The 24104-nt window shown below is 49.2% G+C and carries 17 protein-coding genes; 5 read left to right on the top strand and 12 right to left on the bottom strand.

What is annotated here, in order from left to right; translation table 11 throughout:
• Positions 1-60 precede the first annotated feature (60 nt).
• Positions 61-798, top strand: coding sequence for a slipin family protein (locus IEV19_RS13110; protein ID WP_188371183.1), 738 nt, complete (start codon positions 61-63; stop codon positions 796-798).
• Between the two features lie 106 nt (positions 799-904).
• Here the strand turns inward: IEV19_RS13110 and IEV19_RS13105 are convergent, their stop codons facing one another.
• Together IEV19_RS13105 and IEV19_RS13100 are read right to left on the bottom strand one after the other, a co-directional pair.
• On the bottom strand, positions 905-1375 hold the full coding sequence (locus IEV19_RS13105) for an Hsp20/alpha crystallin family protein (RefSeq protein ID WP_188371182.1): 471 nt from the start codon (positions 1373-1375) through the stop codon (positions 905-907).
• Positions 1376-1551: 176 nt separating this feature from the next.
• Positions 1552-2004 carry a DUF2267 domain-containing protein gene (locus tag IEV19_RS13100; RefSeq protein ID WP_188371181.1) on the bottom strand — a complete coding sequence of 151 codons (453 nt, stop codon included), beginning with the start codon at positions 2002-2004 and terminating at the stop codon, positions 1552-1554.
• 177 nt (positions 2005-2181) lie between these two features.
• Here IEV19_RS13100 and IEV19_RS13095 point away from each other — a divergent pair, with 177 nt between their 5' ends.
• The gene (locus IEV19_RS13095) at positions 2182-3108 is read left to right on the top strand and encodes a universal stress protein (protein WP_188371180.1); all 927 of its coding nucleotides are present in this window, start codon (positions 2182-2184) and stop codon (positions 3106-3108) included.
• Positions 3109-3273: 165 nt separating this feature from the next.
• Here the strand turns inward: IEV19_RS13095 and IEV19_RS13090 are convergent, their stop codons facing one another.
• The 10 genes from IEV19_RS13090 to IEV19_RS13045 all read right to left on the bottom strand — a co-directional run bounded on the left by IEV19_RS13090 (position 3274) and on the right by IEV19_RS13045 (position 18888).
• Positions 3274-4590, bottom strand: coding sequence for a Gfo/Idh/MocA family protein (locus IEV19_RS13090; protein WP_188371179.1), 1317 nt, complete (start codon positions 4588-4590; stop codon positions 3274-3276).
• 68 nt (positions 4591-4658) lie between these two features.
• Positions 4659-5429, bottom strand: coding sequence for an exodeoxyribonuclease III (locus IEV19_RS13085; RefSeq protein ID WP_188371178.1), 771 nt, complete (start codon positions 5427-5429; stop codon positions 4659-4661).
• Between the two features lie 78 nt (positions 5430-5507).
• On the bottom strand, positions 5508-7238 hold the full coding sequence (locus IEV19_RS13080; protein WP_188371177.1) for an efflux RND transporter periplasmic adaptor subunit: 1731 nt from the start codon (positions 7236-7238) through the stop codon (positions 5508-5510).
• Between the two features lie 4 nt (positions 7239-7242).
• Positions 7243-7950 (bottom strand): hypothetical protein, encoded by a 708-nt coding sequence (locus tag IEV19_RS13075; protein WP_188371176.1) that lies wholly within the window; start codon positions 7948-7950, stop codon positions 7243-7245.
• A 2-nt stretch (positions 7951-7952) separates the two neighbouring features.
• Positions 7953-10457 (bottom strand): heavy metal translocating P-type ATPase, encoded by a 2505-nt coding sequence (locus IEV19_RS13070; RefSeq protein WP_188371175.1) that lies wholly within the window; start codon positions 10455-10457, stop codon positions 7953-7955.
• Positions 10458-10460: 3 nt separating this feature from the next.
• Positions 10461-10985, bottom strand: coding sequence for a DUF3347 domain-containing protein (locus tag IEV19_RS13065; RefSeq protein WP_188371174.1), 525 nt, complete (start codon positions 10983-10985; stop codon positions 10461-10463).
• A gap of 2 nt (positions 10986-10987) precedes the next feature.
• Positions 10988-12211: a TolC family protein gene (locus tag IEV19_RS13060; RefSeq protein ID WP_188371173.1), complete on the bottom strand. Its 1224-nt coding sequence runs from the start codon at positions 12209-12211 to the stop codon at positions 10988-10990.
• Positions 12208-15990, bottom strand: a complete 3783-nt coding sequence (locus tag IEV19_RS13055) for an efflux RND transporter permease subunit (protein WP_188371172.1) — start codon at positions 15988-15990, stop codon at positions 12208-12210. The genes IEV19_RS13060 and IEV19_RS13055 overlap by 4 nt, the downstream gene beginning before the upstream one ends.
• Before the next feature lie 98 nt (positions 15991-16088).
• Positions 16089-16499: an HYC_CC_PP family protein gene (locus IEV19_RS13050; protein ID WP_188371171.1), complete on the bottom strand. Its 411-nt coding sequence runs from the start codon at positions 16497-16499 to the stop codon at positions 16089-16091.
• Positions 16500-16641: 142 nt separating this feature from the next.
• Positions 16642-18888 carry an APC family permease gene (locus IEV19_RS13045; RefSeq protein ID WP_229732605.1) on the bottom strand — a complete coding sequence of 749 codons (2247 nt, stop codon included), beginning with the start codon at positions 18886-18888 and terminating at the stop codon, positions 16642-16644.
• Between the two features lie 422 nt (positions 18889-19310).
• On the opposite strand from IEV19_RS13045, the gene glgA reads away from it, so the two are divergent.
• The 3 genes from glgA (at position 19311) to IEV19_RS13030 (ending at position 24089) form a co-directional block, all read left to right on the top strand.
• On the top strand, positions 19311-20513 hold the full coding sequence (gene glgA / locus IEV19_RS13040; protein ID WP_188371170.1) for a glycogen synthase: 1203 nt from the start codon (positions 19311-19313) through the stop codon (positions 20511-20513).
• Between the two features lie 5 nt (positions 20514-20518).
• Positions 20519-21784: a glucose-1-phosphate adenylyltransferase gene (locus IEV19_RS13035; protein WP_188371169.1), complete on the top strand. Its 1266-nt coding sequence runs from the start codon at positions 20519-20521 to the stop codon at positions 21782-21784.
• Positions 21785-21869: 85 nt separating this feature from the next.
• Positions 21870-24089, top strand: a complete 2220-nt coding sequence (locus IEV19_RS13030; protein WP_188371168.1) for a carbohydrate binding family 9 domain-containing protein — start codon at positions 21870-21872, stop codon at positions 24087-24089.
• Positions 24090-24104: the final 15 nt, after the last annotated feature.

Here is a 24104-nt window from a genome sequence, read left to right as displayed (position 1 = left end):
ATAGTATCGGGCCCTTACAGACTATAACATTTCTTAATTAAACCTGTAAAAGATATCATCATGAATCCCACTCTCATTTTCTTTTTGGTCATTGCGCTCTTCCTGCTCTCAGGGATCCGCATCATCTTTGAATACAAACGCGCCCTGAAGTTCCGATTTGGAAAGTATGTCAAGACCCTGAACCCGGGTTTCCGGTGGATCATACCCATCGTCGAGACCATTCAGGTGGTAGACATCCGGGTGATCACCATCAACATTATTTCCCAGGAGGTTATGACCGAGGACAACGTTCCCTGCAGCATTGACGGGGTCGTGTTTTTTCAGATCAAGAACCCGGAACGCGCGGTTCTTGAAGTAGAGGAATTTTCCTTTGCTATCACCCAGCTTTCTCAGGCGGCCCTCAGGGATGTATGCGGTAAAGTGGAACTGGACACCATCCTCTCCAAAAGGGAAGAAATGGGTAAAAATATCAAGACGATTGTAGAGGCAGAGACAAGTGAATGGGGTATAGAGATCATCGATGTGAAGATCAAGGACATCCAGCTGCCTGAGAACATGAGGAGGATGATGGCCAACCAGGCAGAGGCAGAGCGCTCCAGGCGTGCCCGTATTATCCTGGCCCAGGCAGAAGAGCAGGCAGCAGATATGTTGCTGCAGGCAGGTAAAAAGATCGACCAGTCGCCCTCCGCCATCAAACTTCGATTATACCAGACCCTGTCCAATATAGCCGCAGAGAAGAATTCCACCATCCTGTTCCCCTTCCCGGAAGAGGTGTTACCCCGGAATTCCAAGGAATAAATAGACTTCAATAAAATAAATGAGTATAAAAAAAGCCCTCCTGCAGGGCTTTTTATACGGAAGCAATCATCAAGCGCAGGAGGGCTACCTTAATGGGTGGGATGTGTCATGCAATTTCCACCATTTTAGGTTTTGTTTTTTTGGCTTCTTCCTTTTTCATCAGTTTGAAGCGCAGGATACCCTCATTGTATTTGGCTTTGATTTCATCTTCCAAAACATTTTCGGGTAACAACAAAGTTCTCATGAAGGAATTATAGGAAAACTCTTTCCTTGTGTAATTCTCTTCTTTGATTTCATCGGTATCTTTCTTCTCGGCCCTGATGGTCAGGTAGCCGTTTTCGATAGATACTTCAAAATCTTTTTTACTAAAGCCCGGAGCGGCCAGTTCAATTTCGAAATGGTCTTTGTCCTCTTTGATGTTCAAAGCAGGCTCTCCTTTTCTGCCATTCCAGAAATTTTCGTTGACTAACCCTTTATTCCAAAATCGATTATCGAAGAAATCTTCCATGTCGAAGAAATCGGAGGTAATCAGATCGGTAAAGGGGCGAGTCCGATTTTTAAATCTAACAAGTGACATGATCCTGAAATTTAGGTTAAACAATCCGTTCAATATTCGTAGCTGAAGGTACAATGCACCTTATTGAATTCCTATGACATTTATCATCTATCCCATAATAATTTTGGTCGGCTTATCGATGAAGTATCAACATCAACAATCCGATCACCTTTTCTGGTCTTAGCCCTCTGTCCATCCTAGAACATCAAATTAGTATAGATCATACTTTTGAGGTTCTTGGGCAAACCATCGCGTATATCCTCCAATTCACCCAGGGAGATATATTTCCTCAGGTAGATGAAGGTGATGTCGATGTAGCGTTCAGCCAGCTCATCCTCATAGCCAAAATCATTGACCGCCGCCACCCCGTCGTGTTTTCGGACGAGTTCCACGAATTCCTCCATGTGCTTGATCTTGGGTTTTTCCTTTTTCAAGGTCCAGCCATTCACATAGGCCGACTTCATGAACATGGGCATCTGCGCCACAAGTTGCAGCGATTCCTGAGGAGTGATAATGTCCCTCAGGGCATGCATAATGGCCGAAAAGATCCTCCCTGCCTTCTCAGTGTCCTTACCGAGATTCATTTCACGGGCATACTCCTTTATAAAGGTGTTCCCTTCCTTTGCGTATTTGTTAAAATCAAGTGCCATCGCAAATCTTTTTAGGGTTGAACCTTAAGTTCCGTACAATAAAAGTCTTAACCAATGATTTTTGTCATGTTATCAAGTTGTACTTAGCAATATTCAATCCTTTTCAACAAGCTGACAAAGATCATTTTATGGTACTCGTGGAAGGTTTATATTTAAGTTTCTATAAGTTATATCGAAATGAAAAGGATCCTGTTACCTACCGATTTTTCCACTACCGCATGGAACGCCATTAAGTATGCCCTGACCCTGTTCGCAGAGGAAGAATGCACCTTTTACGTACTGCATACCTACACCCCGGCCTTTTATCGCATTGATTATATGTTGGGAGGACCTCCCTTCAGTGCTATCGCAGATGAGGAGGTCAACCGTTCAGTAGCAGGCCTAGAAAAGACCCTGGCAGACATGAAAGATATGTCCGGTAATCCGAGGCACCGGTTTGAAGCCATTTCCGCTTTCAACATCCTCAGTCATGAGCTGAATGATATTACCGAAAACAAGAAGATAGATCTGGTTGTTATGGGTACCAAAGGTGCGACAGGAGCCAGAGAGGTTTTTATTGGCAGTAATACCGTCTATGTTTTGAGAAAGGCGTTTGCCCCTGTGCTGGTGATCCCGAATAATACCTCTTACTCTCCTGTAAAAAACATCCTTTTCCCGACGGACTACCTGTCTATGTACAAAGAATCTGAACTTCACCAAATTCTGAAGATGGCAGTCCCTGAAGATGCTTTGATTACTGTGTTGCATATTAAAGAAACCACCGAATTATCTGAAGTTCAGAGATTTAACAAGTCCTATTTGGCGGCGCTATTAAAGAATACACGGCATATATTTGTCGAACTGGAACACGCAATTATGCCGTTTGGAGTCTTGGAATATTTGAAAAAAGAGCCTTTTGATCTGCTGGCCATGATGTATAAAAAACACCCTCTTCTGGAACGGATCTTTGAAAGACAAAATGTGGATCATATGGGGTTTCATGTCAACATTCCTTTCCTTGCTGTCAGAGATACGTCCGATGCTGGTAGTCGGGCAGAGGAAATGAAAGCCTGGTCTGACTTCGGTTTAAACTGGAATGATCTCAATGAGCTTCAAGAAAGCTAGGTCAAATTGAGACCTTAAAGAAGTGTACTTAAGAAAATCGGATTAGATATAAACGTTTAACCACACTTGCACCAGTACGGTAGTCGTCCTTAACAACATACTACAACAACCCTAATTTCCGGTGGTCGAGAATAATCCTGTGATGTTGGGCCGGCTGTGAAATGATTATCCTTTCCAGAGTTGCCAGGGGGCTCTGTAAGAAGGTGTCAGAAAGGACATGCCTGCCTCTGAATTGGAGATCACTCCCTTTGCATTATCCCAGGTCAGTTTCTCCCCCGTCCTGTAAGCGATATTCCCTAAGTGAGCAACCAGGGCTGCATCCCTTCCCATTTCAATCGTACAGTTGGGATCTTTGCGGGAGCGAATACAATCCAGGAAGTTTTTGGTGTGCAGGTCTATAGGATTTACCGATGGCCGACGTGTTGGGATTGCCTCCAGGAGGTATTTCCCATCTTCCTGGAACGGCAGTACCTTCCAGCTCGCTCTGTTGATCGCCAGGATCCCGTTCTCCCCGATAAAGGCCACCCCGGGTTCTCCTGATTCTTCCAGGTAAGGCGAGGTGCCCATAGCGATAAACTGTTCCCAGACCAGGCTAAAATCCCCGAAATCGTACAGGGTGGTGAGGGTATCGGGTGTCTCTGCCGCATTGTTGGGAAAAGCGAACTTACCCCCCATAGCCGTTACCGTGTGCGGTGCTGATACTTGCATTCCCGCCAGGACTATATCCAGCATATGCACCCCCCAGTCCGTCATGAGTCCGCCCGCATAATCCCAGAAATACCGGAAGGAACCGTGGAACCGGTTCTTGTTGAAAGGTCGTTTCGGGGCCGGACCCAACCAGCGATCATAGTCGACTCCCTCCGGAGGTTCCCCGTCCGGCACTACCTCGAAACCTTTGCCGTAATTTACGGTAGCCCAGGCCTTCACCTGCCGGATCCTGCCCAGTTGACCCGACTTGAGATAATCCAGGGCGCTGATCCAGTGGGGGTCGCTTCGCTGCCACTGACCTACCTGAACTACACGCTTGTATTTCCTGGTGGCTTCTACCATTAAATTGGCCTCGGTAATACTGTTGGCGATAGGTTTTTCCACGTATACATCCTTACCTGCCGCACAGGCATCCGTCATTTGGATGCAGTGCCAGTGGTCCGGTGTGCCGATGATGACCGCATCCAGGTCCTTGTTCTTTAAAAATTCCCTGTGGTCGCCATAGGTCCGGGGTCTTTTTCCCCATATTTCAGCTTCTCCGGCGCGATTTTCCAGAAGGGTGGCGTCCACATCACACAAAGCCACACAGCGGGTATTCGGGTTTTTCATCAGAGAAGTGAGGTCGACCCAGCCCATGCCGCGAACTCCTATGAGCCCTACACCGATCTCCTCCCGGGGATTCAGGGGTTTGTTAGCATTCAGGTGGGTCAGGGGCAACTGGGTGGCCAGGGCGGCCACCCCCAGGTCTTTCAGGAAGGCTCTGCGATCTTTCATAACTACTCAATTTGCATTAAAGTAGTCAATTTCAATGAATTTGGCCGAAGTGCCTTTTTAATTCACCCCTAATTACCTGCGTCTACCTCCAGAAGAACAGGGCAATGGTCTGATCCCAAGTGATCTCCAAGGATCTCCACTTTTTTTACGTCCTTTATGAGGGATTTGCTGACCAGAAAATAGTCGATTCGCCAGCCCACGTTTCGCTCTCGCGCCTTAAAGCGGTAGCTCCAGTAGGTATAGGCTACTTTTTCCGGATAAAAGTGGCGAAAAACATCCACCAGGCCTGCCTCTGTAAATGCGTCCATCCCGTCGATCTCCACCTGGGTGTAGCCAGCTGTCTTGTTGTAATTCGATTTATCGTTTTTCAGGTCGATGGGCCGGTGGGCCACATTAAAATCGCCACAAACGATCACAGGTTTGCTCTTTTCCTTCTCTTTGATGTAGGTAAGGAAATCCGCATCCCACTGCTTGCGGTAATCGAGCCTGTCTAACTGCTGACCCGAATTGGGCACATACACATTGATCAGAAAAAATCCAGGGTATTCCGCACAAAGGATTCGACCTTCCTTATCGTGTTCTTCTACCCCCATATCCCTTATAACGTCCTGGGGATCTGACTTGCTGAGGATAGAAGTGCCGGAATATCCCTTTTGTTCAGCCTCATTGGTATATATCTGAATGTCATTGAGATTCTTCAGGGCCTTTTTCACCTCTTCTCCGGTTGCCTTGGTCTCCTGGAGGCAGATCACATCGGCATCTATTTGCTCCAGGGATTCGAAGAAATTCTTCTTAACGATAGCCCGTATCCCATTTACGTTCCAGGTGATGATCTTCATAAGTTTTTTCAATCGAGTTGTTGACAATTTCGGAATAGCTTCCAGTCTCCCAAAAATAAGGGTTTTAAAGCCATTCCCTCAGAACTTTCTCCTCACCTCTCCGCAGGTGAGCATGGCATCCCCGTAATAGGGATTGCGGATTTCCTTCTCCCAGCTCAGCCATTGAGCTCCCCTGTCCTGATTGGCCATGGGGCAGTATTGGACAAACAGATCCTGTGATTTGTCTTTAATTTCCATAGCAACCCTGATCATCTGTTCGGAGAGGACCACGAATGTATCGCGCTGTGCTTTCAGATCGGGACTTTTGATCATCCCATCCAGGTTCTTTTGAAGGCTCTCATAAAAGGGCTGTGATTCCTTTCCGGATTTGTTCCTCAGGGTGATAAGCTTTTCCAAGGCCCTCTCGGAATATTCCTTCACCTTTGCCGGATCCGAATTCACAAGGGCATCCTTGAGCTCCATGTAGGAAGCGATTAGCGTATTCGCTTCAGCTTGAGATTCCTCGGTAAGCAAAGGGGAATTGCTGCCCATGCTACCCTTCATTACCCCATGGTCATGGCCTGTGGAGGTCCTCCCCCCTGTGGTGTTCATCATGGATCTCTTGCCCTGTAACTGGGCAGCGGCATCCACGGTAAATGTTCCATGGATCACGATCTCTTCCCCACTTTCGAGTCCGGAAATCACGGGATAGGTCTCTCCCATCCTGTTCCCCAGAACAACTTCCCTCATTTCAAAAACTGGTTCGTAGGGATTTGTCTTTATATAAACCAGCGACCGTTCTCCCGTCCAGAGGACCGCAGAAGCAGGGATCTCCACCCCTCCATCAGGCTTTGTGACGCCGCTTTGAACCTTCCCCTTCACAAACATGCCCGGTTTGAGGGTGCCGTCCGAATTGTTTAAAAGGGCCCTGACGGTGACCGTACGTGTTTTGGTATCGAGAATCGGATCCACAAAAGAAATGGTGGCTTGGATCTCCTTCGAAGGATAGGCGGAAGGGACCACTGTGATCTTCTGACCTGTTTTAAAATTAGCAACCTGGGATTCGTAAGCATCAAAGTCGGCCCAAACCGTACCCAAATTACTGACCTTCAGGATAGGCTGCCCCTGCTGCACATAATCTCCTTCCGAGGCCAATTTCTCGGAAACAGTTCCCGACACAGCGGCGTAGACAGGGAATTCCTCCTTCACCCTCCCTGAGGTTTCTATGGCGTTGATCTGTTGCTCATTGAGCTTCCACAACTTCAGTTTATTACGGACTGCGGCATAAAGGGCAGGCTGCGACTCCTTCAGGGAAGATGCCGTGATCAGTTCCTGCTGGGCAGCAACAAGGTTGGGAGAATAGAGCGTAGCCAGCAACTGCCCTTTCCTTACCTGCTGGCCGGTGAAATCCACATAGAGTTTTTCGATCCGCCCGTCAAAATAACTGGCCTGAATGGCTGTGGTCTCCTCGTTCATTTTGATCTTTCCGGAAAGGATGATCTCCGCTGAGCTCTTTTCGCCATTGCCGCTGACAACCATGGTTTGGATATCAGCCAGTGCCATGGCATTTTTTGTCATTTTGATCTCATTGACACCCACCTCTGAACCGTCCGTTACTGAAGGGATCAGATCCATCCCGCAAATAGGACATTGCCCGGGTTCCGGCTGCCTTATCTGCGGATGCATGGAGCAGGTCCAGACCTCGCCCTGTTCATTCGCATGCATGTGTTCCTCAGTAGAGTCTTTGCCTGAACGGTCGCCAAAGATGAGATATCCGGCACCTAAACCGGCCAGGATCGCAACGCTCACATAGATGATAGTCTTTTTCATCGGGTTACTTTTTATGTTTTAAATTTCTAATCGTAGATGAGGTTAGATAAAATAAGATGAATCCGCTAAGTACCGTGATCAGTCCCATCAAGGAGAAACCACGCAAGAGCGTCGTATTGAAATCGTCCCGCCCCTGATAATCCATGGTATGGGTCATCCAGAGAAAATCGAACCACCTCCAGTCGCGGTACCTGACCGTCTGGAATGCCCCGTCCCTGACAGATACATACGCCTTAACTTCTTTAGGTGTCTTGTATGAGATCACATAGGCCGGGAGGGGTTTTTCCCTGTATTCGTGGTGGTTACCAACAGACTCAATCCGTTCCACAGAGTTCACTTCCAACTCCGGCAACATGTTTGCTTCCGCTACAAGCAGGGCTTCCTCTTCCGTTATCCCACTTCTCTTTAAACCATTTTGGGCATTGAGGAGATAACTGTCGTTGATCCAGTAGTAGGGTTCGCCCCCAATATCCCTTAGTTCCAGGGAGGTGATCTCGTTCAGATGGGGGTCTGATACCGGATTGATCAGGTTATCGAAGGAGGTTACGACCGGAATTTCTCTTTTGAAGTGATCACCGTGGATCTCGTCTATGTCCGTCCAGCTAAAATAGATCCCGCTCACGGTCCACATCAGGAACTGCATCCCCAGAAACACGCCGAGATAACGGTGTGCCTTTCGAAATTTTCTAATGGTCTTACGCGATATACTCATGGTCATTCGAGGTTTACAGCCCTCAGTCGAAGGGCGTTGGCAATTACTGAAACAGAACTGAAGCTCATAGCGACCGCCGCGATCATAGGGGAAAGCAAGACGCCGAAAAATGGATATAAAACCCCAGCAGCAATGGGAACGCCCAAGGTGTTATAGATCAACGCAAAGAACAAATTCTGCTTAATGTTCTTCATTACGGAGCGACTCAGATTCTGAGCTTTGACGATCCCCTGCAGGTCTCCTTTCACCAGGGTGATCGCAGCACTTTCAATGGCAACATCGGTCCCCGTACCCATAGCAATCCCCACATCACTCTTGGCCAGGGCCGGCGCATCATTGATCCCATCACCCGCCATAGCCACTATCCTGCCTTCTGCCTGGAGTCGTTCTAATTCCTTCAGCTTATCCTCAGGCAACATCTCTGCTTTAAAATCCGACAGGTTGAGTTCTCCGGCCACAGCTTGGGCTGTTTGTTCATTATCCCCGGTGAGCATAATGACCTCTATACCCATTCCCTTTAATTTACGGATGGCTTTTATACTGCTGGACTTCACCTTGTCGCCCAGGGCCACGAACCCGATCACCTTCCCATCGGCAGCCAGGTAGGATACGGTTTTACCGGTGTTTTGAAATTCCCTGGCCTTGTTTTCCATCTGATCAGTCAGGGTGGCTCGGGCATGTTCCATCATTTTACGGTTGCCCAATGCCAGGTGTTTGCCATCAACATTTCCTTCCACTCCTTTACCGGAAACAGCATTGAAAATCTCAACTTCTCCGCTGCTTATTCCTTTTTCCTTCCCATAACTGACAGTAGCTTCGGCCAGAGGGTGCTCACTGTTCCTGTTGAGGGTTACGATCAATTTCAGGATCTGATCCTCTGTAAACGACTTGTCCAAAGAATCTACTGTATCAACCGTGGGCTTTCCTTCTGTAATTGTGCCCGTCTTATCCACAATCAGGGTATCCACCTTGTTCATTTTTTCCAGGGCCTCTGCATTTTTTATCAGCACCCCGTTCTGTGCACCTTTGCCTACTCCTACCATGACAGACATGGGTGTTGCCAGCCCAAGAGCACAGGGACAGGCGATGATCAGGACAGCGATGGCATTCACCAGGGCGTACACATAGGCCGGTTCCGGTCCCCACAAGGCCCATACGCCGAAAGTAATGACAGCCACGATGACCACTATGGGTACAAAATAAGCTGAGACCTTGTCTGCAAGGTTCTGGATAGGGGCCCGACTCCTGCTCGCCTGGTTGACCATGGCGATGATCTGTGACAGGAGGGTGTCACTGCCTACCTTTTCAGCCTTCATCAGAAAAGACTGGTTTCCGTTGATGGTCCCGCTGCTGACACTGTCTCCTTCGCCTTTGTCTACCGGTATGGGTTCGCCGGTTATCATGGATTCATCCAAGGCGCTATAGCCTTTTGTGATTCTTCCATCCACAGGGATCTTATCTCCCGGTTTCACCTTGAGAATATCCCCGATTTCTATTTCATCTATGCGAACTACCACCTCTTCTCCATCCACCATTTTAACAGCCTTGTTAGGGGCGAGTTTCAGGAGTTCTTTTACGGCCGAATTCGTCTTGCTGTGCGCCCGGGCCTCGAGAACCTGACCCATCAGGACCAGTGTCAGGATCACAGTGGCAGCTTCAAAATACACGTGCACTGTCCCGGATTCTGTCTTGAATTGCTCCGGAAATATGTCCGGGAACAACATCCCGAATACACTAAACAACCAGGCAACCCCCGCACCGATGCCGATCAGGGTGAACATGTTGAGATTCCAGGTAAGAATGCTGCGATATGCTCTTTCAAAGAACATCCACGTCGTATAGAAAACTACGGGGAGGGAAAGAGCGAATTGCACCCCATTCCAGTATTTCTGATGCATGAGTTCGAAGAGGGGATTGCCTGGCAACATCTCGCTCATAGCGATCAGGAAAATGGGCAGGGTAAAGGCCACCGACCACCAGAGTTTCTTACGGAGGGCCCTGTAACTCTTCTCCTCGGCAGAAAGGTCGGGTTCCTTAGGTACCAGGTCCATCCCGCAGATCGGGCAACTGCCCGGCTCATCGTTTACTACCTCAGGATGCATGGGGCAGGTCCACTCCTCTGAGAAGGAAGACCCCGACAACTGTTTTTCTTCCACCAGGTCCATTCCGCAAACAGGGCAGTCCCCCGGGGCATCATACGTCTTGTCCCCTTCACATTGCATGGGGCAGTAGAACGTTCCCGTTCCTTTCCCTTCGGCTTCTTTCTTTTTCTTCGCCCTGTGTTCGACGGATTCCCCTTCCTTGTGAATGCTGTACCGGCCACCATCCATTTCCAGGACCTCTTTAAATTGGTTTAAGGGGATATGAGAGGCCATGGAAATCCTCGCTTTCGCCTTTTCCAGATCCACGGAAACAGAAGAAACACCCTCCACGCCAGAGAGCAGCTCCTCCACGTGTTTCCTGCATCCCTGGCAGGTCATTCCGTGAATGTGATAGTCGTGTTCCATTTATTATTGAGTTATTACCTCGGTCACCTTTCCGCAGGTCAGCATTTTATCCCCATAGTAAGGATTCCGGATCTCTTCTTTGTCGGAAAACCAGAACCCACCTTTCCCCTCAAAGGCCATCGGGCAGAATTGCTGATAGATCTCCCCACTTTCCAGCGATTCCCTGAAGAGGGGATCCAGGGAGGCTGTGAGATCGGAAAAGAGGTTTCTGATCTCTTCCAGATCACTTGTGTCGGCCATGGACGTGGAGATTGATACTGCTTCACCCTGTTCGTCTTCAAGAGCTTGGCTGAGCCTGTCCGCAGCTTTTTGGGCGCCTGCCGCATCGGATGCAACAAGAGCCTTCCTCAATTCCTGGTAGGCCAGGTAGACTGCACCTGTACTTGTAGAAGAGAAAGAGGCATCAGCCATCTCGATTGTGGGCTGAGCTTCCGAAACATCAGCCGGTGCTTCCTTTGAGTCTTTATTGTCCTTACAAGATATAGATGCCATGAGCATCACTGTCAGAATAATTCCTATTTTTTTCATGTTTACTGAATTAAATAATTAATGATTGAACTTTGAATGTAATACGCTCTGGCGGATTCGATCATTTCCATCCGGAATTTTAACTGCAATTCCTGCAGGTCGAGGATATCGCGAAAATCGATCGTGCCGGTTTCATAGCTTTTGGAAAGGATGTCTTCGGCATCCCTTGCCTGTTTTGTGTTCTTTTTCTGGGTCTCATAGGAGATCCTCGCCTGATCCCTGGCGGATTGGGCCTGTGACAGGGCCGCTTTCAGGGTATTTAAGCGATCCTGTTTCTGATACTGGATCTCCTGCATTTTCAGTTCATTCTGAAGGGAGACAGATTTGTACCGGTTGTTAAAGATCGGGATAGAGACTGAGACCATGGGCATTACCACGTCTTTTCCGGTATCGGGAAGATCGAGATCCTTCCTTTCGGACACGGGGACATAATCCAGTCCGATCCCCAGATCAGGAGCACTCTCTTTCTGGTTAAGGGCCTCTGACTGCACAACAGATTCGAACAAACGGTCGTATTTCATCAGAACAGGGTTCAGTTCAAGTCGCTCACCAGACAATATTGGATCGGTTTCAGGCAGTTCTAACTCACTCACGACCTCAACAGAAAGACTTTCTTTCTGATTTCTCAGACTGTTGAATTGTGCCTGTTCAGCCTGATCAGCGGACTGCAGCACCCTTTTCTGTTGCCTGAGTTCATTCTGACGGATCTGCAGGCGGAGCACATCCACGGCAGAGGCCTGACCCACTTCAACAGACCGCAGGGCCAGTTCCTCATAGGTGTTCAACAACTCCATACTGGCATCCAGCACCTCCTGTTTTGCCCGAATGGCATAGAGGTCGAAATAAGACCTGGCTACAGAAAGGGCCAATTCCCTTTTGGCGATGGCAATTTCCAGATACTCAGCTTCTGCCAGCGAACTTGCGTAGTTCTCTCTGGCCGTTACAGTCCCGAACCAGGGAAGCATCTGGTTTACAGAGAACCTGGCCCTTTGAGCTCCGGTCCGCGTTTCCGGTTCACTGGCGAAATACCCGACTCCGAATGTGGTGTTGGGCAAGGTGTTCACCTCGTTGACCTTTTCCTTTGCAATGCTATACTGCAATTCAAATGCCTGAATCTGGGGGTTGTTCGCCTCGGCCTCCCGGATATAAGACAACAGGTCCTGGGCAAACACCTCGGGGATGGCCCAGATATTCAATGCGAAGAATACATAAATCAGCCTTCTCATGTTTTCAGTCGTTTTAATTGTAGTTCCTTCCTCCAGCTGTACAGCACAGGTACTATGAAGTAGGAAGTAATATCGATTACCATTCCTCCGAAGATGGGAATAGCCATAGGGATCATGATGTCGCTTCCCTTCCCTGTGGAGGTCATCACCGGCAGGAGTGCCAGGATGGTGGTAACGGTAGTCATCAAACAGGGTCTTATCCTTTTTTCTGCTGCCTCCAGGGCAGAACGCCGTATCCCTGCCAGGTCAGATGGCGCTTCTTTATCAAAGGTCTGTGTCAGGTAGGTGGCCATGACCACCCCGTCATCGGTCGCAATCCCAAACAGGGCAATGAATCCCACCCAGACAGCCACACTGAGATTGATGGTCTTCATGTTAAAAAGCTCTCGTACATTTTGCCCGAACAACTCAAAATTCAGGAACCAGCCCTGGCCGTAGAGCCAGATCATGATAAATCCTCCGGCAAAAGCTACTGCAATACCGGTAAAGACCATGAAGGATGTTGAGACCGACCTGAATTGAAAGTACAGGATCAGGAAAATGATGATCAAACACAGAGGTACAACCACGGATAAGGTCTTTTCGGCCCTCAGCTGATTCTCATAAGTGCCCGTGAACCTGTAACTGATCCCTTTCGGAACAACTAATTCTCCTTCTTGAATTTTTCTATTTAAAAAGGCTTGAGCGTTCTCAACCACGTCCACTTCTGCAAAGCCGTCCAGTTTATCGAACAACACATAACCTACCAGGAAACTGTCCTCGCTCTTTATCTCCTGCGGACCTTTCTCATATCGGATATCCACCAGATCACCCAGGGGAACGGGACTTCCTTTCTCCACCGGGACATAGATCTTTTTCAGGTCCTCAGGACTGTCGCGCAATTCCCTTGGGTAGCGTACCCGGATGGCATAGCGCTCCCTCCCTTCCACGGTACGTGTCAGGGGCATGCCTCCCACGGCCACCTGCAGGATCTCCTGCACGTCCATCACAGTGATCCCGTAACGGGCCAGCTGGTCACGTTTGATATCGATTAGCAAATAGGGTTTCCCCACGATCCTGTCGGCAAAGACAGCTTCGGCCTTCACTCCCTCGACCTGTTTCAACTGGGTTTCCAATTGCAGACCAAATTGTTCGATCTCGGCCAGGTCCTGTCCTTTCACCTTGATTCCCATGGGTGCCCGCATACCGGTCTGCAACATGACCAGACGGGTTTCGATGGGCTGGAGTTTTGGGGCAGAAGTGACCCCCGGCAGGCGTGTCACGCGGACGATCTCATTCCAGATATCATCCGGATTCCTGATCTCAGGTCTCCAGTTGCGGTAATACTCACCCCCTTCGTCAGGGATCAACTCCTCACGAGTGGCACTTCCCTGGAGCCTTTCAGCATCCACCTCAGGCAGTGACGCTGTAAGGTTTGGATTCCATACCAGGTTCCCGTTTTTCAATTCGTATAACCCATCCTCATTAACCCTGTAGCGCTGTCGTTTCCCTTCGGAGTTTCTCATGTATTCCGGCTTGTACTGGATCACATTCTCGTACATGGACAGGGGAGCGGGATCCAGGGCTGATTCTGCGCGCCCGGCCTTACCAACCACGGTTTCTATCTCAGGGATGGAGGCAACGGCCATATCGAGCTGTTGCAAGACCCTTTTGTTTTCCTCCGTCCCGGCATGCGGAAGGGAAGTGGGCATCAACAGGAAGGTACCTTCATTCAGGGATGGCATAAACTCCTTGCCCGTGTTGATCATGATTCCCGTCCCTAGGGCTAGGACCGTAACAGGAATCATCAGGAATACTATCCTATTGGCAAGTGCCCAGGTCAGGATCCTGGAATAATACCTCTTGAAGACCTCAAAAATCCCCAGAATTCCAAAGCAGATCAGAGCGACAAAAAAGAGGTTGACAGCAATACTCCGATCAAATCCGAGGGGCCTCCAGTATTCTGCCAAAAGAAATACAATCGCCAGGGATACCAGGAGAATCTGGACTGCGTTGCGGGTGATGGAAAACTTAAAACCGGCAAGGCTGACCCCAGAGGGCCTGTCCTCATTTTTGTCGAACCAGAGTCCGGCCCCTCCATAGGCCATCAGAAAAATCCCAAGTCCGTAACCCATAAAGACGGAGAATAGCCCTAAGAGTATCAACAGACCATTCAGAATGTGTTTGAATTGAATTTTCATCTTCCTTTTGCGAAACACCACTGCGGCAAAGGGCGGAATCAGGAAGAGGGCAATCACCAGGGAAGCGGTCAGTGCCATCGTCTTGGTAAAAGCAAGGGGTCTGAACAACTTCCCTTCTGCCCCTATCATGGTAAAGACAGGCAGGAAACTGATGATCGTGGTCATGACGGCCGTGAGAATGGCCCCGGATACCTCGGAGGTGGCATTGTAGACGATCTCGTCCATGCTGTATTCCTTCCCGTCTTCCCTGCTCCTCAATTGCGGATCCTCCATGTGTCTGATCACATTTTCCGCCAGGATAACCCCCACGTCGACCATGGTCCCAATGGCAATAGCGATTCCGGAAAGGGCCACGATATTGGCATCCACCCCAAATAGCTTCATGGTGATAAAGACCATCAGGATACCCAGGGGCAATAGGCCTGAGATCAGTAAGGAGGCCCGTAGGTTGAAAACCATGATGACGATGACCAGAATAGTGATCAACACCTCATAGGTAAGGGCCTCGTTAAGTGTACCCAGGGTTTCCTCAATCAACTCTGTCCGGTCGTAAAAGGGAACGATGGTTACTTTAGATATACGACCGTCAGCCAATACCTTGGAGGGGAGTCCTGCACTCACTTCAGTAATTTGCTCCTTTACGTTCTCAATAACCTCCATTGGGTTGGCACCATAGCGGGCTACCACCACCCCGCCTACCACCTCGGCGCCTTCTTTGTCGAGTACACCTCTCCGGGTGGCCGGACCCAGTGTTACCTTTCCAACATCCCTTATACGGATGGAAGTAAATTCCTCAGAACTTACGACGGCATTTTCGACGTCTGCGACCGACTTCACATATCCCAGGCCTCTGACCAGGTACTCCGCCCTGTTCATCTCAATGGTTTGGGCGCCGATATCCTGGTTACTCTGACTTACAGCTCTTGCGATGTCGGCCAGGCTTACGTTGTATTGACGCATTAATTCAGGATCGACGTCAACCTGATATTCCTTGATAAAACCACCTATGGATGCCACTTCAGAGACTCCACTCGCTGAGGAAAGGGCGTATTTCACGGTAAAGTCCTGGATGCTGCGCAATTCCTGCAAGTCCCATCCACCAGTCACATTACCATCCTGGTCCCTTCCTTCCAGGGTGTACCAGTATATCTGGCCCAGGCCGGTGGCATCAGGACCCAGGGATGGGGTCACACCCTTGGGAAGCAGCCCGGCCGGCAGGGAATTCAGTTTTTCAAGGATCCTGCTGCGGGACCAGTAGAATTCTACATCCTCCTCAAATATGATGTAAATACTGGAATACCCGAACATGGAGGTACTCCTGATGGTCTTCACTCCCGCAATCCCCAGGAGGGAACTGGTTAGGGGGTAGGTAACCTGGTCTTCTATATCCTGGGGGGAACGCCCCTCCCACTCGGTAAAAACGATCTGCTGGTTCTCCCCTATGTCCGGGATGGCATCCACGGCTACAGGATCCGATGGCAGAATACCGGTATCCCAGTTAAACGGGGCATTCACGACCCCCCAACCGAGGAACAAGACCAGTAGGATAAAGGCCACCAGCTTGTTTTCTATTAGGAATTTGATACTACTGTTAAGCATGAGATTTGATCATTAAACTTTGAAATTGACGTAATCGGGAACCGCAAATGGCCCTGCCCCTGTTGCATCGCAAAGGGGTCTATCTCAAAAGTCCTTGATCAAATAAGGAAGGTCTGGTCCAGGATCTGGACGTCCCGGATCAAAGGAGGCGGAGCATAATCCTTAAAGGGATCGTGCTTGTCCTCCAAATCAGGTATAAGCTGAAGATATGAATACAAGAAAGAGACCAGGAAGGTCTGTTGTTCAAATGTGAGAGTGTCGAAGGAAGCCTGAACATCGTCCTGTCCGGGGATAACAAGGGCCACATCACTGCAACAATGGGATTCCATGGCTTCGGAGTTCATCTCCATGCCTGCCATGTTCATACCGCAGGAATCGGCCTGCTGATAGAATTTAAGGTCCACCAGGGTCTTACCACAAAAATGCATGTCCAGGGAAAAGGACATGGTGGCGAAAAGGACCAAAAAGGCCAGTGAAACGGCTCCTAATTTCTGAGTTACAGCCCTCATATGCCTACAAAACTACAAAATAAATGGATTTATTGCCCTGGTTGTGAAAAGTTTAGGAATTGGAATTATTAAAAGTCTCACCGCTAAAAAAGACCAGGAATTTCTTTTAAGAACCTCTCTTGGTACGCTTTAGCCTAAAAGATCATCTAATGAACTTAGACGTCAGGGTGTTAACAAAGAGGATATTGCCCATGTGCTCATACCCGGAGAAAACCTCGAGGTGATGATCGTTAAGAATGTTCTCTTCGTGGAATCCTATCAGGGTAAGGTCGGCATCCATGGAATATCCGTTGATCAGTTGTTTTCGGTCCATGTCTTCTTCTATGGCGATCACACGGATATTCTTGGCCGAGATCGGTAACCTTCCGCTCGAAGTGAGTTTGATCAGTTGTTCCTGCTCCCTGGCCATATGATCCCGGGGGAAGGTGGCGTAGATCTTAATCTCCCCGTGTTTCCAATCGGAATGGCCAAGGATGATATAAGAGAGGAGGATCATCAGGCTGGCATTTTCATAATCCTCTTTCTGTATCCAGATATGAATGTCTTTGTGGTAGCCAAAACCGCGATCAGAACTGGCCAGGATACAAAGGTCGTAGTTGGCCGCCTTGAGGACACTGTAATTGTCCACGATATTAGACAACCACTCCCTCTCCCCTCTTTTGTACTCGAAGAGCATCATATTGTTGGGTTTTCCCGAAATACCAGGTTGCTGTATAGCCTGCACAATGGCTGCTGTATTCGAGGGAGAAATGATGGTCTCCAGAAAGATGTTCGATTTGCTCGCTGAAGCAATATGGATGAGCTTTTCCAGTTTTTCTTCTGCCGCGGATTTGGACTCTTTGGAAAAGAAAGCATGCTCAAAATGTATGTAGGTGCCAAATCCATAACGGTGGGAGATCCACTTCATCAGGTCGAGTGCCCCATAGCGTTCGAAGGAATCCTTCGACAGGCACAGAACAGCTGGTCTCCAGTCCTCATCAGATTTTGCCTTGTCTGCCTTTTGGAGGAATACCTGCAGGGTACGGCTAAGCTGATATATCACTCCCTGGAATATGCTCGCCATACCTTTTTTGGAATCACTCCTGGAAGAGACATAGAAGTACAGGCCTATCATCACCAGGATAGCTGCAAAGGCATAGGGAGTATTGATCTTGAACATGAGATAGATGCACATGACAGCTCCAAGCAGGGAGAGGTACCACTTCGATTTAAAGGAGGGCCTGTAGGCCGGGTCTGCGGCAAAATGCTGGAGGAAGGAGATCAGGCAAAGGGATCCGTAGGTGACCATAAAGAACATGGAAATGATCTCCGCCACGGCATTTACATCGCCCAGCAAGACAAAGAAAAAGGCAATGATACTGGTCAGGATGGTAGCATTCCGCGGTTCATTGGTCTTGAAATTTCCCCGGGAAACCCAGTGATTTATAAAACGGTTGGGGAAGACCTTATCTCCTCCTATGGCCTGCAGCGTTCTGGGGGCTACCATAAAAGAACCCAGGGCGGAAGAGATAGTGGCCGCTGCAAGTCCGATAGGAATGATCGGGCCCCACAGGGCGATCTTTCCCATCACTAACTGATCGTTAATAAGATCCTCCGGAGAAGCTGAACTAGCCAGCTTATAGGCAATAAAGACATAGACGATCATTCCTATGATTGTAGCAGAGAGCGTTCCCAGGGGGATGGCTTTTTTAGGGTCCCGCAGGTCGCCGGACAGACCCACCCCTGCGGTCATTCCCGTAAAGGCGGGAAAGATGATGGCAAAGACGTAGAAGAAGCTAAAGCCGGAATCAGAGCCTTTAAACAACTGCGAACTGTCAAAGACCTGGGCATATTCGGTATTTCCCAGAAAGAATAAAACGAGAGAGATCGCCAGGATGGTTACCACCACATAGAGGGCCTTCATCCCAAGGGCGGCCCCCCTGCTTACCATCAGCCATATGAGTCCAAGTATAGCCGGGATACTGAAGAGGCGGTTGTCGTAAAGCACGTACCCCAGTTCGCTTTCCACCCAGGGTTTAATGGCATCAAAGGCCTCAGCGAAGGCAATAACATAGAAGGCGACACTGATCGCCTGAGAAAGGTAAAGGGCAATGCCGATAGCAGCACCGATGTTCACACCAAAGGAGCGGGAAATGATAAAATACTCGCCCCCACCCTCCACTTTCTGGTTGGTGGCGATCTCAGCCAGTGCCATAGCTGTGGGAATGGTCACCATGTGTCCTATGATGATAATCAGCAGGGTGCCGGCAAAACCTACCGACCCCACGGCAAAACCAAAACGCAGGAACATAATAGCCCCCAGGATGGTGGAGATGGCCGTCAGGAATACAGGAAGTGTCCCGAAATTGGCCTTGGTTGCAGACAGCGATCTTTCCATCTTTGATTTCATGGGAACCCCTTTAAGATCTTACTGAAGGTACTATATTTCGGCGATTTAGCGCCGGTAATTCAGTATTTTATTTGGTTTCCAATGTCCGTTTTCCTCAGGAAATCCGCAGAATATTGGCTGTGTCTCGGAGACAAAAAAATCATGTTCTGCCTTTGGTTGTGAAATGATAATTATCATTCCGAATGTTCCGGGTTATTCATACCTTAGTAGATCACGGCTAAAACCATCGAATGCCATATCACCGCTGTTCTGTCCTTATGACGAGTTGCTCAGAGGGTAGCTGGCAGAATTGGGTTATGATTGCATTAATAATTTGGAAATAGAGCGTCTTTCTGGTCTGCGTTTCATTATTTTGCTGAGGCAGGAAATAGACGGTCCCATCAAAATGAAAAGAGCCTGAAAATTAAGAAATCAAGTAGTGCATGAAAGTACAGTTTTTTACCAGAGAATATCCTCCCTACGTCTACGGGGGCGCAGGGGTACATGTTGAATATCTGGCAGCAGAATTATCGAAACTGATGGAGGTGGATGTACGATGTTTTGGCGATCAGGACGAAACCTCCGGCTCGCTTGCCGTCAAGGGATTCCCCTATGACAACCCTGTCTTCGATACCTCGGATGGCAAACTAAAAGGTGTCCTGCAGACCCTGAGCACCTGTATTCATTTCAACGCAGATGAGGTCGATTCAGATATCGTCCATTGCCATACCTGGTATGCCCATTTCGCCGGGATCGTGGCCAAGCTGTGCTACGGAAAACCCCTGGTGATCACCATACATTCCCTGGAACCCCTGAGACCATGGAAGAGGGAACAGCTGGGCCTGGGCTACGATGCCTCCTCCTGGATAGAGAAAACGGCAATTGAGATGGCTGATGCCATTATCGCGGTCTCCAAAGAAACTCAGGAAGATGTCCTGAAATTCTTTGACGTGGATGAAGATAAGATAAGTGTGATCTACAACGGAATCAACCTGCAGGAATACCAGGTCACTCAGGATACCTCGGCCCTTACCACGTACGGGGTGGATCCTGATAAACCCTACGTACTTTTTGTCGGGAGGATCACAAGACAGAAAGGGATCATCCATCTGATGAACGCCATCAAATACATCGACCCTGATACGCAGATCGTGTTATGTGCAGGCGCCCCGGATACCCAAGAGATCGCGCAGGAAATGCAGGAGGGTATAGAGGAAGTGCGGAAGACCAGGGACAATGTTATCTGGATAGATAAGATGCTGGATAAGAAATCGGTCATACAGCTCTATTCCCACGCCGATGTCTTTTGCTGTCCTTCTATCTACGAACCATTCGGGATCATCAATATAGAGGCCATGGCCTGCAACACAGCCGTGGTAGCAAGTGCCGTCGGGGGTATAAAAGAGGTGGTCATCCCCGGGGAAACGGGAATCCTTGTACCCCTCGAGCAACAAAAAACAGCACCGTTTGAACCCGTGGATCCGGATGCTTTTGCGAGGGATTTGGCTGAAGGGATCAACACTCTGATCAGGGATGAAGCCCTTAGAAACAAAATGGCGGTTAACGGTCGCAAACGGGTGGAAGAACACTTCGATTGGGCCGCGATCGCCCAACAGGTAAAAACATTATATCAATCTTTAATTTGACGAGCATGCTAAATACGAACACACTGGCGATCATACTTGGAGGCGGACAGGGCACACGATTATATCCGCTCACAGAATCTAGGTCTAAACCCGCTGTTCCCATCGCAGGGAAATACAGGCTGGTAGACATTCCAATTTCCAACTGTATCAATTCGGAGATCAAACGGATGTTTGTCCTGACCCAGTTCAACTCGGCATCCCTGAACAAGCATATCAAGAATACCTATCACTTCAGTTTCTTCAGCTCGGCCTTTGTCGACATCCTGGCCGCCGAACAAACGATAGGGAACACCACCTGGTACCAGGGTACTGCAGACGCGGTCAGGCAGTGTATGCACCATTTTGTCAGGCACGATTTTGATTACGCGCTTATACTTTCCGGGGATCAGCTGTATCAGATGGATTACAACCTGATGCTCGAGGCCCATGTGCAAAGCGGGGCTGCCATCACCATAGGAACTATCCCCGTTCACGCGAATGATGCGCCGGCCTTCGGTATTCTGAAAGCCGACACGGATCAGAGGATCACCTCGTTTATAGAAAAACCGGCGACGGAATTGCTGCCCGACTGGACTTCCGACGTCAGCGAGGAGATGAAGGCCCAGGGAAGACACTATCTCGCCTCTATGGGGATCTATATTTTCAACCGGGACCTGCTGATCGAACTGATGGATGATAAGTCTACGGTCGACTTTGGGAAGGAGATCATCCCTCAGAACATCCACAAGCACAAGACCATGAGCTACCCGTTTGAGGGTTACTGGACTGATATCGGAAATATCTCTTCTTTCTTTGAAGCCAACCTGGGGCTTTGCGATGAGATCCCGAAATTCAACCTGTATGACAAGAACAACCGTATCTATACCCGGGCAAGGATGCTTCCCACCACCAAGATCAGCGGAACCAAAATGTCCCAGGCTGTGATCTCAGACGGTTGTATCATCCATGCCGCCAGTATTGAGCGATCTGTGATCGGGATCCGGGCGAGGATCGGAAAGGATTCGGTGGTGCGCAACACCTATGTGATGGGTAGCGATTACTACGAAACGCTTAAAGAGATCGAAAGTAATAATATCGATATTCTGATGGGCATAGGGGAACGATGCCATATTGAAAATGTCATCGTAGACAAGAACTGCCGGATCGGGGACGATGTGACCATCAAAGGGGGATCCCACCTGGAGGACAAGGAGACGGATACCTATGTGGTCAGGGATGGGATAGTAGTCCTGAAAAAAAATGCAGTCATCCCGAAAGGCACCGTGATCTGATAAGCCCATAATACGGCACTTAGAAGTTTAATAGAATCTTGCCTTTCTTTTATGTCTGCAGATAAAATCCTAACCATGGAAAGTCATGAAGCTACGACGCTTTATCTTTCTCGGATTACTTTTGGTCGCCTTCGCAGACCTAAAAGCCCAGGCCGGCCCTCCCATTTTCATTGACCGGATTGAAAATATACGTTTTGACGGCAAGGTCGATGAGCCGGAATGGGAGGCTATTAAACCCCTGCCCCTGGTTCAGTACGAACCTCGGGCCGGGGAGCCGCCCACGGAGCGCTCAGAGATCCGCCTGGCCTATGACGCCAGGTATTTTTACGTCTCCATACGCGCCTTTGAAAGCCATGAGAACGAGATTCGGGCCACCTCTCTTTACCGGGACCGCATCGCCGGATCGGACCACCTGGAAATCCTCCTTGACACTTATAACGACAACCAGACCGGTTATATCTTCACCACAACCCCAACAGGGATCAGGAATGATGCGGAGGTATTCAATGATGCTATCGTCAGTACCGTTACCCAGGGTGGCGCTTTTAACCGGGACTTCAACACTTTTTGGGATGCGGAAAGTGTGGTAGATGAACAGGGATGGACCGCAGAAATGCGCATTCCTTTCTCCAGCCTGCGGTTCCAGTCGATGGACGGGCAGGTAACCATGGGCATCATCGTACAGCGCAAAGTAGCCCATAAAAATGAAAGGCTGGTTTTCCCGGCCGTCCCACCGATCACCAACTGGGCTTTTTTGCGTCCTTCACTGGCCCAGAAGATCGTATTTACCGGGATCAGCCCCAGTAAAACGCTGTACGTTACTCCCTATCTCCTGGGCGGATACGACCGGAATTTCACCCTGAATGAGACTGGTGATGCCTATCGGGAAAACAGTGAAACCCAGTGGAATGTGGGAGGAGATGTGAAATATTCCATTACGAACAACCTGACAGCCGATTTCACTATCAACACCGACTTTGCCCAGGCTGAGGCAGATGACCAGCTGGTGAACCTTACCCGTTTCTCCCTGTTCTTTCCTGAAAAACGGCAGTTCTTTCAGGAGCGTTCAGCGATTTTTGATTTTCGTACCGGAGGGATCAGCCGACTTTTCTTCAGCAGACGCATAGGCCTTACCAACACGGGAGAACAGGTGCCTATTTATGGAGGAATCCGGTTGATTGGCAGGTCTGCCGACTGGGATTTTGGTCTGCTGGACATGCAGACCCAATCCCTGGATACTATTCCTTCCGAAAACTTTGGTGTGCTCCGCCTGCGTAAAAGAGTTTTTAATGAGAATAGCTTTTTAGGGGGTATGTTCACAAGCCGGATTGATGCCGATGGCAATACCAACCTGGCGTATGGCCTGGACGGGTTGATCCGGGTATCTGGGGATGACTACCTCACGGTGCAATGGGCTCAGGCCTTTGACAGCCGGCAGGAAGAGGGATATTCCGACTATTTCAGGAATGGCCGACTGGCACTGGAGATGACCAGAAGACGGAGGCAAGGTCTGGGATATACCCTGGGAACCATCTTTTCTGGGGAGAATTACGATCCGGGGGTGGGATTTGTGGACCGGGAGAATTTCAAATATTTCACCGCCCTGATCTCTCAGACGTGGCTGAACCAGCAGGGTCCTTTTATCTTCCACACCATACAGCCTTTTGGGAATACCTTTTTGGACAATGGGGAAAACCAGGTGATCTCATCGGAATACGGCCTGGAGTGGGTTTTTACAAGGAGAAACCAGGATAGCGGACGGATCAGGCTTACCAGCGTCTATGAACGATTGACCTCGGAGTTTGGGCTCGCACAAGACGTCGTACTCCCCGTGGGACAATACGATTTCTACCGCATCAATTTCCGGTATAATCAGGCCATCGACCGTACCATGCGTACCGGAGTTCAGTTCGAGACCGGAAGCTTTTACGACGGATGGCTGCATACCCTCAACATAAGTCCGGGATGGTATATTTCCAAACACCTGCAGTTAAACCTCGAATACCTGTACAATTATGGAAGATTCGACGACAGGGATGATCGGCTCAACTTCCACGTTGCACGACTCCGGGTAGGAACTGCCCTCGACCGGAAACTGTCCCTCAACGGGTTGTTCCAGTACAACGGGGCCCAGGACATCTTCTCCCTCAATGCGCGATTCCGCTACAACTTCAGGGAGGGACAGGATCTGTGGGTCGTTCTCAATTCAGGGTACAACACGGATCGCATGAGTGCCTTCCCCAATCTGCCTTCGGTAAATAACCAGTCGGTGCTCGTGAAATACATCCACACCTTTATTTTTTAAAAACAAGGCCGGGAC

Source organism: Muriicola marianensis, assembly GCF_014638095.1.
GTDB lineage: Bacteria > Bacteroidota > Bacteroidia > Flavobacteriales > Flavobacteriaceae > Muriicola > Muriicola marianensis.
Note: the sequence above shows the minus strand (reverse complement) of the source record. Positions and strands in the feature narration are given on the sequence as shown.

Bases quoted from the DNA above. Each gene is read 5' to 3' on its own strand.
- IEV19_RS13110 (WP_188371183.1), top strand. From the start codon at position 61: ATGAATCCCACTCTCATTTTCTTTTTGGTCATTGCGCTCTTCCTGCTC.
- IEV19_RS13105 (WP_188371182.1), bottom strand. From the start codon at position 1,375: ATGTCACTTGTTAGATTTAAAAATCGGACTCGCCCCTTTACCGATCTG.
- IEV19_RS13100 (WP_188371181.1), bottom strand. From the start codon at position 2,004: ATGGCACTTGATTTTAACAAATACGCAAAGGAAGGGAACACCTTTATA.
- IEV19_RS13095 (WP_188371180.1), top strand. From the start codon at position 2,182: ATGAAAAGGATCCTGTTACCTACCGATTTTTCCACTACCGCATGGAAC.
- IEV19_RS13090 (WP_188371179.1), bottom strand. From the start codon at position 4,590: ATGAAAGATCGCAGAGCCTTCCTGAAAGACCTGGGGGTGGCCGCCCTG.
- IEV19_RS13085 (WP_188371178.1), bottom strand. From the start codon at position 5,429: ATGAAGATCATCACCTGGAACGTAAATGGGATACGGGCTATCGTTAAG.
- IEV19_RS13080 (WP_188371177.1), bottom strand. From the start codon at position 7,238: ATGAAAAAGACTATCATCTATGTGAGCGTTGCGATCCTGGCCGGTTTA.
- IEV19_RS13075 (WP_188371176.1), bottom strand. From the start codon at position 7,950: ATGAGTATATCGCGTAAGACCATTAGAAAATTTCGAAAGGCACACCGT.
- IEV19_RS13070 (WP_188371175.1), bottom strand. From the start codon at position 10,457: ATGGAACACGACTATCACATTCACGGAATGACCTGCCAGGGATGCAGG.
- IEV19_RS13065 (WP_188371174.1), bottom strand. From the start codon at position 10,985: ATGAAAAAAATAGGAATTATTCTGACAGTGATGCTCATGGCATCTATA.
- IEV19_RS13060 (WP_188371173.1), bottom strand. From the start codon at position 12,211: ATGAGAAGGCTGATTTATGTATTCTTCGCATTGAATATCTGGGCCATC.
- IEV19_RS13055 (WP_188371172.1), bottom strand. From the start codon at position 15,990: ATGCTTAACAGTAGTATCAAATTCCTAATAGAAAACAAGCTGGTGGCC.
- IEV19_RS13050 (WP_188371171.1), bottom strand. From the start codon at position 16,499: ATGAGGGCTGTAACTCAGAAATTAGGAGCCGTTTCACTGGCCTTTTTG.
- IEV19_RS13045 (WP_229732605.1), bottom strand. From the start codon at position 18,888: ATGAAATCAAAGATGGAAAGATCGCTGTCTGCAACCAAGGCCAATTTC.
- glgA (WP_188371170.1), top strand. From the start codon at position 19,311: ATGAAAGTACAGTTTTTTACCAGAGAATATCCTCCCTACGTCTACGGG.
- IEV19_RS13035 (WP_188371169.1), top strand. From the start codon at position 20,519: ATGCTAAATACGAACACACTGGCGATCATACTTGGAGGCGGACAGGGC.
- IEV19_RS13030 (WP_188371168.1), top strand. From the start codon at position 21,870: ATGAAGCTACGACGCTTTATCTTTCTCGGATTACTTTTGGTCGCCTTC.